The 8,929-nt window shown below is 45.2% G+C and carries 9 protein-coding genes and 1 pseudogene; 2 read left to right on the top strand and 8 right to left on the bottom strand.

The window, feature by feature from the left end:
• From AB5642_RS19165 to AB5642_RS19155, 3 genes are all read right to left on the bottom strand, one after another.
• Positions 1 to 1,013, bottom strand: a 1,013-nt coding sequence (locus AB5642_RS19165; protein ID WP_368371870.1) for a UDP-N-acetylglucosamine 1-carboxyvinyltransferase, incomplete at its 3' end; no start/stop codon positions are given.
• Positions 1,014 to 1,071: 58 nt separating this feature from the next.
• Entirely contained in the window at positions 1,072 to 2,154 is a 1,083-nt protein-coding gene (locus tag AB5642_RS19160) for an FtsW/RodA/SpoVE family cell cycle protein (protein ID WP_173718144.1), read from the bottom strand.
• Positions 2,151 to 2,333: a DUF6783 domain-containing protein gene (locus AB5642_RS19155; protein WP_368072590.1), complete on the bottom strand. Its 183-nt coding sequence runs from the start codon at positions 2,331 to 2,333 to the stop codon at positions 2,151 to 2,153. Before AB5642_RS19155 ends, AB5642_RS19160 begins: the two co-directional genes overlap by 4 nt.
• On the opposite strand from AB5642_RS19155, the gene AB5642_RS19150 reads away from it, so the two are divergent.
• Positions 2,250 to 2,483, top strand: a complete 234-nt coding sequence (locus AB5642_RS19150) for a DUF6783 domain-containing protein (RefSeq protein ID WP_308768396.1) — start codon at positions 2,250 to 2,252, stop codon at positions 2,481 to 2,483. The two genes, AB5642_RS19155 and AB5642_RS19150, sit on opposite strands and share 84 nt — an antisense overlap.
• Here the strand turns inward: AB5642_RS19150 and murD are convergent.
• The 3 genes and pseudogenes from murD to AB5642_RS19135 all read right to left on the bottom strand — a co-directional run.
• A complete protein-coding gene (murD, locus tag AB5642_RS19145; RefSeq protein ID WP_173718145.1) occupies positions 2,397 to 3,752 on the bottom strand; it encodes a UDP-N-acetylmuramoyl-L-alanine--D-glutamate ligase in 1,356 nt (451 codons plus the stop codon). The two genes, AB5642_RS19150 and murD, sit on opposite strands and share 87 nt — an antisense overlap.
• Before the next feature lie 63 nt (positions 3,753 to 3,815).
• Complete coding sequence (gene mraY / locus AB5642_RS19140) at positions 3,816 to 4,772, bottom strand: phospho-N-acetylmuramoyl-pentapeptide-transferase (protein WP_148461137.1); 957 nt, start codon at positions 4,770 to 4,772, stop codon at positions 3,816 to 3,818.
• A gap of 208 nt (positions 4,773 to 4,980) precedes the next feature.
• Positions 4,981 to 5,160 (bottom strand): annotated as a pseudogene (locus AB5642_RS19135) (DUF6783 domain-containing protein); the annotation flags it as partial.
• On the opposite strand from AB5642_RS19135, the gene AB5642_RS19130 reads away from it, so the two are divergent.
• The gene (locus AB5642_RS19130) at positions 5,098 to 5,283 is read left to right on the top strand and encodes a DUF6783 domain-containing protein (protein WP_306467719.1); all 186 of its coding nucleotides are present in this window, start codon (positions 5,098 to 5,100) and stop codon (positions 5,281 to 5,283) included. The pseudogene AB5642_RS19135 and the gene AB5642_RS19130 overlap by 63 nt on opposite strands.
• Here AB5642_RS19130 and AB5642_RS19125 read toward each other — a convergent pair.
• Positions 5,217 to 6,929 (bottom strand): penicillin-binding protein 2, encoded by a 1,713-nt coding sequence (locus AB5642_RS19125; RefSeq protein WP_148461135.1) that lies wholly within the window; start codon positions 6,927 to 6,929, stop codon positions 5,217 to 5,219. The two genes, AB5642_RS19130 and AB5642_RS19125, sit on opposite strands and share 67 nt — an antisense overlap.
• 129 nt (positions 6,930 to 7,058) lie before the next feature.
• A partial coding sequence (locus AB5642_RS19120; protein WP_368371867.1) for a peptidoglycan D,D-transpeptidase FtsI family protein occupies positions 7,059 to 8,929 on the bottom strand: 1,871 nt, incomplete at its 5' end.

The raw sequence follows: 8,929 nt of genomic DNA, 5'->3' as shown, positions 1-8,929 counted from the left end.
GCTTTATAACGGTCTTCAAAAACCATTTCACGAATGCAACTTTCCCCCTCTATGGTGGAAAGAACTGCCATTACGGGAGACTGCAGATCTGTTGGAAATCCTGGATAAACACCCGTTTCCAGCAGTTTAACAGGACTTTGAACATTTTTTCCATTGACTAATAGTTTACCACTGTTACCTTTATATTGTCCACCCATTTTCCTATATACTTCCAGAAAGGCCTTCAGTTCTCCTTCCGGAGGGTTTTCAAGAACGATCTGGCTTCTGGTTATAGCTGCCGCACAGATATAGGTTCCTGACACAATGCGGTCTGGCGGCACCTGAATGCACCCGGCACTTAGGCTTTTAACTCCCTGGATTCTTATTTCAGAAGTTCCATCCCCCTGTATTTTTGCTCCCATGGAGCGCATATACCTGCAAAGCCACTGTATTTCCGGCTCACAGGCACAATTTTCCAGTACAGTCTCTCCCTCTGCAAGCACGGCTCCTAAAATGCCCTGCTGAGTGGCTCCCACACTTCTTTTTGAAAAAGAGACGAATGCCCCTTGCAGATGAGGTGCTTCTGCCATCAAAAATCCCTGTTCCTCTGTGATCACTGCGCCAAGCTTCCGAAGCACAAAAAGATGCATATCAATAGGTCTTTTCCCGATCACGCACCCACCTGGATAGCCAAGGCTTCCTTTCCCATTTCTTGCGAGAAGCGCTCCAAGAAGAATCACGGAAGACCTCATCCTCCCTGTATATTCAAAAGGGACTGACCATTTACCGGCATTTTCGCAGTCCATATACAGATCATGGTCTTCCCACCAGGTCACTGCCCCAAGATTCTGAAGAATTTCCTCCATACAAAAAACATCCGCGATCCGCGGACAGCCTTTGAGCACGCTGACTCCCCGATGTAAAAGAGACGCCGCCATCATAGGAAGCGCTGCATTTTTTGAGCCCTGTATCCGAATACTTCCCTTCAGCTGGTGTCCTCCCTCAATGTAAATCCGGTCATTCAAGCCATTCACTCCTAAAGGGCCTCTTACCTTTTATTGTATGCGAATATTTCTGACTGGTGATAAAATTTCATTTTCTGCTTACGCTCAAAGCCAGCCCCATCTCGCCCAGAAGAAACACCACTGAAGTTCCGCCATAGCTGATAAAGGGAAGAGTGATTCCTGTATTTGGAATGGTGTTTGTCACCACCGCAATATTCAGGATCACCTGAATGGCCATATGGCTCATAATGCCAACGCACAAAAGTGTTCCTTGCAGCTCCCGGCAATGAAGGGCGATCACCATCAGTCTCCACATAAGAAGCCCGAATATGACAATGAGAAAAAAAGCCCCGGTCAGTCCCAGTTCTTCGCAGATAATGGAAAAGATCATATCATTCTGGGCTTCCGGCACAAATCCCAGTTTCTGCAGGCTGCTGCCAAATCCTCTTCCGAAAAGCCCGCCACTTCCAATAGCATAAAGTCCCTGAATAGTCTGAAAACCCTTTTCATACTTCTCCGGATTCCGCCATATGGCAAGCCTTTCCAGACGGTAGCTCTCTGCTGCCAGAAACACCGCGATCACTGCTGCACCAGTTACTCCCATTCCAATAAATCTGGCATATCCCGGATCTGATATAAAAATCAGGATTACACCGATTCCAAGGATTATGATTGCCGTACTTAAGTTATTGGAGCCTACCAGTCCTACAATTGGAAGAAGTGTCAGCATTGTCCTGCACATAAACCAGAAGCCAGCTGTAGTCTTTTTGCTTCCCTGAATCTGCCAGGTAAGAAAAAGGATCACTGCTGCTTTTGCGAATTCCGAAGGCTGAAAAGACAACGGTCCAAAATTCAGCCACCTTCTGGAGCCATTGATTTCCTGTCCTACAAATAAAACTGCTGTAGAAAGTCCCATAGATAAGAGATAAGCAGCCGGTGCCAGCCGAACAAAGAATCTGTAATCTGTCTCTGCTACTATGTACATGGTCATAAGGCCCAGAGCTGTTGCAAAAAGCTGCTTTTTAAAATAATAGGCAGAGTCGCCGAAACGTACTCTGCCATTATATTCACTGATGGAAAACAGCATGACCAGTCCGAATACTGCCAGAAGCAGCACAAGGATCAGTAAGACCGTGTCTGTTTTCGTTTCTTTCTTTCGCTCCCGGATCATAGAGATCTGCTCCTGACGTCCCATGCCTTGGTTAAAGCATATGCCAGATCCGGGTATTCTATGAAATAAATCATAAGTTTCTGTACCTGCCGCCAATCACATTCTGTGGCTACGACAACCGAGTTCGAGTGAAATATACTGCAAAACGGAACGTGCAGATTACAGGAATGATTTTTCAAACAAGCTCCAGAGCATGCCTCCAAAAGGCTTTCTTCAAGATGTACGCTGCAATTTGCGGTATATTACAGTGCTCTCACATACTCCTTAAACATCTGGCCTCTCTGCTCATAATTGTCAAACTGACCCCAGCTTGCGCATGCAGGAGATAAAAGGACCGCGTCCCCGGCGTTTGCCTTATCCGCACACACCTGCACAGCTTCTTTCAGATCCTCACAGAGAATAACATCATGAAAGCCATTCTTCTCAGCCGCAGCCTTAATTTTCTCTTTCGTCTGACCAATAAGTACCAGATACCTTACTTTGCCGTCAAATGCCTGGATCCACTCATCATAGCTGGATTCCTTATCATATCCGCCGCCGATCAGAAGAGTCGGACGGTTCATTGCCTGAATTCCCTTAATAGCCGCATCCGGGTTGGTTCCCTTTGAATCGTTATAATATGCCACACCGTTTTTCTCAGTTACATACTCAATTCTGTGCTCCACGGCTGTAAACTCACAGATACTCCTACGGATGCTATCCATATCAACACCTGTGTAGTAAGCCATGGCCACTGCTGCCATTACATTCTCAAAATTGTGCGTACCAAGAAGCTTCAGTTCCCCTGTTCTCACAACCGGAATCTCCTCTTTCTCTGTACGAAGAATAATCTGGTCTCCTCTCAGGAAAATACCCTGTTCAAGTTCTCTTGCACTGGAAAAATATACAGCCTTTGGCACAATGCTTTTGCCAAATTCACGAAGGATTTCATCCTCATAATTCAGCACACATACATCCTCCGGACCCTGGTTGCTTGTGATCAGCTCTTTCACGCGGATATACTCAGCCATTGTATGATGACGGTTCAGATGATCCTCTGTGATATTCAAAATGGCGCTTACCCTTGGAGCAAATTTCCAGATAGTCTCAAGCTGGAAGCTGCTGATCTCTGCAACCGTGACCGTCTCATCTGTCATCTCCAGTGACTTGGAAGTATACGGAGTTCCAATATTTCCAACAACAAATACAGATGGGCGTGCATCTGACATGATTTTCCCAAGAAGGGCTGTTGTTGTAGTTTTTCCGTTTGTTCCGGTAATTGCAAGAACTTCACCCTTTCCAGTCTGATAAGCCAGTTCAACCTCGCCCCACACAGGAAGTCCCTGATCATAAAAACCTTTTACAATTGGAAGATCTGTGGGAACTCCAGGACTTAATACCACAAGATCCAGGCTTTCCTGAACTTCCTTCGGCAGCTCTCCTGCATAGATGGGAAGTTCATAATTCCCACCGATTTTATGTAATACGCTTTCTTTATCCAGATCTGCGTTTCCATCGTAGAGAACCGGGCAGGCACCAACTGCATTCAGAAGATCAGCTGCGCCGATACCGCTTTTTCCAGCTCCGAAAACCAGAACTTTTTTTCCTTTTAATTCCATGATTTATTTCCTCCTTAATGCCTTGCAATGGATGCCCCGGAATTCTCCCTTTTCAGGCAGCTCTTACAGGGCTAAAAGTCCGATCAGGCACATAATTGCAGTCACAATAGTAAACACTGCAACTACTCTGGCTTCTGACCATCCGCAAAGCTCAAAATGATGATGGATAGGCGCCATTTTGAAAATACGTTTGCCATGTGTTGCTTTGAAATAGGTTACCTGAATCATAACGGACAGTACCTCAACCAGATAGATCAATCCCACGATCAGTATAAACAGAGGCATCTGCAGCATATAAGCCACACCTGCTACAAATCCACCAAGCGCCAGAGATCCTGTATCTCCCATGAACACACTTGCCGGGTATACATTGTAAAGTAAAAATCCCATCAGTCCGCCGATAACAGCACAGGTGACAGGCTCGATACCTGACTGGGTTCCAATGGATACAACCGTGAAAAATACGGCTACGATCAGGGTAACGCTGGTAGCAAGACCATCTACACCGTCAGTAAAGTTTACGCCATTTACCGTTCCGATCACTGCAAAGAACAGCACCGGTACAGCCAGCCAGCCAAGATTCAGATAATGTCCCCCCCAGAATGGAATACGCATGGTCAGAGACACATCTGTATACCGCAGCAGGTAGAAAGTAAAAATACCTGTTACCACTACCTGAAGCAGAAATTTCTGCCATGGAAGAAGTCCGTCAGATCTTCTAAGGACTACCTTCAGATAATCATCCAGAAAACCGATCAGTCCGAATCCCAGAGTCAGGAACAGAACCGGGATAATCTTGGGATAATCTTTTACATAAAACAATGAAGTAATAATCGTGGATATCAGAAAGATCACGCCGCCCATAGTCGGGGTTCCGGCCTTTTTCAGATGCGACTGTACGCCCTCTGTTCTCTCTGTCTGTCCCATTTTCAGCTTACGCAGAAAAGGAATAATAACAGGTCCTAATACTGCACTGATTGCGAAGGAAATCAGTACCGGGATCACAATATGAAATTCCATTCTCACACCTCTTTAATTCTTTCGTTTTTTTCGTTCCAGAGTCTGTTTAAAAAAGCATTCCGCAATCTTCCTCAAATTGTGACACACATCTTGCAGAAACCATTTTCAAACACGCTCTAAACTTTTTAAAGCATCTTATAGTATAAAGCTTTTCCCCTTATTTATCAACCCATAGCTTGGTTTTTGCAAGATAATATCCCAACATTGTTTACTGCTTACTTCGTGACCGGTAACATACTTCTCCTTGCTCACAGCCTGACCGATCACCGAAGCTTATCTTTCTTTTTTCTGATTTAGAGCGTGTTTGAAAAAGGCTTTCTGCAAGATGTGCGTCACAATTTGTGGGAGATTTTGCCCGGATGAGGGCGCCGTAGCGGGCTACGGCAACCGAATTCGGGTGAAATCTCCCGCAAAGTGGGGCGTGCAGATTGCGGGAATGATTTTTCAAACACGCTCTAGCACCGCCTCAAAAATATTCTTTATCACAGGTGCCGCAATGGTTCCTCCGTAATACACGCCCTGCGGGTCATGTATAATGCAAAGCCCCAGGATCTGTGGATCTTCCGCAGGCATAAAACCAAGAAAGGAAGAAATATACCGGTTGGCACTTCTTGGCAAAGTCTGGGAAGTAGCCGTCTTGCCCCCTACTGTGCATCCCTCGATCCGGGCATTTCTTCCGGAACCTTCTGACACTACTTTCTCCAGAATTCCTCTTACTGTCTCTGATGTTTTTTCCGAAATAATCCCCGTTTCCACCGGATATTCCAGCTTTCTTCCGCTGGTGCCATCTGAGCTCAGAACGGATACCCCAAAATGAGGTGTGATCCGCCTCCCCCCATTGATCAGAGAACTGACTGTGGTCGCCAGCTGAATTGGCGTAATCTGAAAAGACTGGCCAAAAGCAACTGTTGCCAGCTCCACATTCCCCATATTTTCCATTTTATGCATGATCGTTCCAGCCTCTCCCGGCAGATCTACACCTGTCTTCTTCAAAAGTCCAAACTCCTTGAAATAATGATAATAGTTTTCCACCCCAAGTCTCAGACCCACTTCAATAAAAACCGGATTGCAGGAATTCTGGGCACCTTCCACAAAGCTCTGGGAACCGTGTCCTGTTCTCCTTGCACAGTGAATCCGCCTGTCATCCACCAGCTTATACCCCGGACAGAAAAATCTGTCATTTACGGAAACCACGCCAGCCTCCAGACCTGCAGACATGGTAATGATCTTAAAGGTAGAACCGGGCTCATATGTATCGTTCAGGCAGGGATTTCTCCACATCTGGTTCAGAAGATCCTGTTTTTCCTGTTCATTCAGTCCTGAAGTGTCCACGTCCGTATTCAATGTAAAAGGATCGTTCAGATCAAATTCCGGCACATTAACACATACATAAATTTCTCCGTTCTGCGGATTCATAAGAAGTATGGAAACACGCGCAGCCTGTTTTTCTTCCATTACTTTCAGGGCCGCCTGCTGCGCATACTGCTGCAGATCCACATCCAGACTGATTTTCAGGTTTTCCCCTGCCACCGGATCTTCCCTGCTTTCTCCGATCTGGTCGATTTCCACGCCTCTGGCATCTGTTGTGGTCAGGATTTTTCCCGCCTGTCCCTTTAAAATTTCCTCATATTTCACTTCCAGGCCAATTATCCCCTGATTGTCACCGCCTGTAAATCCCAGAACCTTGGAAGCCAGAGATCCGTAAGGATAATACCGCTTATAATCCTCATCCACTTTCACACCATCCAGTTCATACCCACGTATCACATCTCCCACAGATTTTTCCACATTTGTCTTAATTCGTTCAATTGAAGATATTTTTTCAACTTTTTTACGCACTGTGTCAGTATCTATTTCCAACTCTTTTGACAAGACCTCAATAACCTTCTGTGGTTCCTTAATCTGACTGTGAATAACGGAAATAGTACATACAGTTTTATTATCTGCCAGAATCCTCCCTTTTGCATCCAGTATCTGTCCTCTTGCAGCCTTAATGACTCGTTCTCTTTCATGAAGTTCTTCTGCTTTCTGGTAATAGTAATCCGACCGAACCCCCATCAGGTAAACAAGCCTTCCCACAAGTCCCAGAAGCATAAGTGCACATACAAGAAAAACCATCCATATTTTTTTCCTGTGAAAGGTCATAGTTTTTTTCATAAAAAAATCCCCATCTGAAATCATCATAACTAATATATGATAATTTCAGATGGAGGTATGTGTTGTATTATGGTGAACAGTCTGTTTTTTTATTTCCTGCCAATACTATGCCACCTATTGACAGTATTTCTAATCCAGTCCGGCTTCCTCGTTAGTCAGGCCTTCACTCTCCATATTGTTATCCTCAATGGGATCCGTGTTATCTTCCGGAGGTCCCGGAACATTGGTATCAGAAACAGCCTCCGGCAGAGTTTCCCCGGCTGAACCAGTGTAGGAATCGCTGATTCCATCAAGGTTAGCAGATTTTATATACTCTCCGTTTGCATTGATCTGATAACTTCCGTCACTATTCAGCAGGTAACCATTTTCGTCAATCCGATTGCCATCCCAGTCAATGAGGTTGCCCTCTTCATCCACCAGATTTCCATTTTCATCAATCTGACTGTCAGATATAGTATTTACATGACCATTAAATTTCTCCCAAAGCTCTGTCTCCGGAACAGTTCCGTCTGTAGACTGATCGGGCTGAATATTCATGTATGGCAGAAGCTCGGAAAGAATTGCCTGTGCCACATACTGTGGATAAATACTGCTGGCCTGATCCTCTACATTTGGCTCGTCAATTACCACATAGATCAGAACCTGCGGGTCATCAACCGGGGCAAATCCGATAAAGGAAACCACGTATTTACCGTTTCCACGGGGGAATTTCTCCGCAGTTCCTGTTTTACCGCCTGAGCTGTAACCCTGTACCTTTGACGTCATACTGGTACCCTGCTCTACACTGGCCTGCATATAGCTTCTGATATCAGCGGAAATGCTGGAAGAAATGGTCTGCTTCTGAAGAAGCGGGCTGATTGTCTTCACAGTTGCACCGCTGGCATCTTTGACTTTTGTCACAAGATGTGGCTGATAATAGTAGCCGCCATTGATAACCGAACACATTGCATTGATTTCCTGGATCATAGTACAGCTGAATCCCTGACCAAATGCAGAACACGCAAGCTCTGTCTCATGCATGGTATCAACAGTATGCATAATACCATATCCCTCATTTGGAAGATCGATTCCTGTCCGGCTTCCGAAATTGAAAGTACTCTGTGCTTTCAGAAAATTTTCAACTCCCATCTTTGCACCAATCTGCATCATGGCATCGTTACAGGAGTTTGCGATTACTTCCGCAAGGGTTTCCATTCCGTGTCCGTAAATATTTGCACATTTGATGGTGGTCATATTTCCTGGCACACCAAAATTCTGGTAACCATCACAATAGAAGGTATCACTGGTGGATATTTTTCCCTGTTCCAGAGCAGCTGCCATAACAATGGGCTTCACAACAGAACCAGGTTCGTAAATGTCGGTTACACAAAAGTTATTCCACATGGCGCTTAGAGCATCCATGGTCTCACTGTCGTTCATAGCAGCAATCTCATCTGCTGAATATAAGGAAGACAGATTACGTGGATCATTAAGATCATATCGGTCGCCCCCATCCATGGCAAGGATTTCACCACTTGAAGGGTCTTCCACGATCACTCCTATATTTTTGGCGCCAGTAGATTCCTTAAAGGCATTTACCCATTTTTCCACAATCTGCTGTGTTCCAAGATCGAGGCTAAGCTCCAGACTGTTTCCGTCAGAAGCTTCGATAATGGTTTGCTCCACGTTAGAATCATCACTGAAATATCCGTACTGTCGGCCATCAATTCCTGTCAGGCTGCTATTGTAGTAGCCCTCAATTCCATAGTCCGCAGTATCTCGGGAAAAAGTAAATCCCAGCGTATCACAGGCCAGCTCATTATATGGATAGACTCTCAGATAATCTTCTTCAAACCATACACCCTGGATATTGTTTTTCTCCTGAATTTCTTCCCTGGTCATTTCCGTATCATCTGGTATGCTGCAGTAATCCTCGAATGCTTTCTTATCATCCATGGATACCTGCTTTTTCACGATCTGATACTGACTCTCCCTGGTCTTATCAGAAGTAAGCCTGGTAC

Source organism: Ruminococcus sp. 1001136sp1_2201st1_G3_2201SCRN_220225 (genome assembly GCF_040924365.1).
GTDB lineage: Bacteria > Bacillota > Clostridia > Lachnospirales > Lachnospiraceae > Blautia_A > Blautia_A faecis.
The sequence above is the reverse complement of the archived record's forward strand: the minus strand, read 5'-3'. Positions and strand labels throughout refer to the sequence as shown.

Bases quoted from the DNA above. Each gene is read 5' to 3' on its own strand.
- AB5642_RS19160 (WP_173718144.1), bottom strand. From the start codon at position 2,154: ATGATCCGGGAGCGAAAGAAAGAAACGAAAACAGACACGGTCTTACTG.
- murD (WP_173718145.1), bottom strand. From the start codon at position 3,752: ATGGAATTAAAAGGAAAAAAAGTTCTGGTTTTCGGAGCTGGAAAAAGC.
- mraY (WP_148461137.1), bottom strand. From the start codon at position 4,772: ATGGAATTTCATATTGTGATCCCGGTACTGATTTCCTTCGCAATCAGT.
- AB5642_RS19130 (WP_306467719.1), top strand. From the start codon at position 5,098: ATGTGCGTCACAATTTGTGGGAGATTTTGCCCGGATGAGGGCGCCGTA.
- AB5642_RS19125 (WP_148461135.1), bottom strand. From the start codon at position 6,929: ATGAAAAAAACTATGACCTTTCACAGGAAAAAAATATGGATGGTTTTT.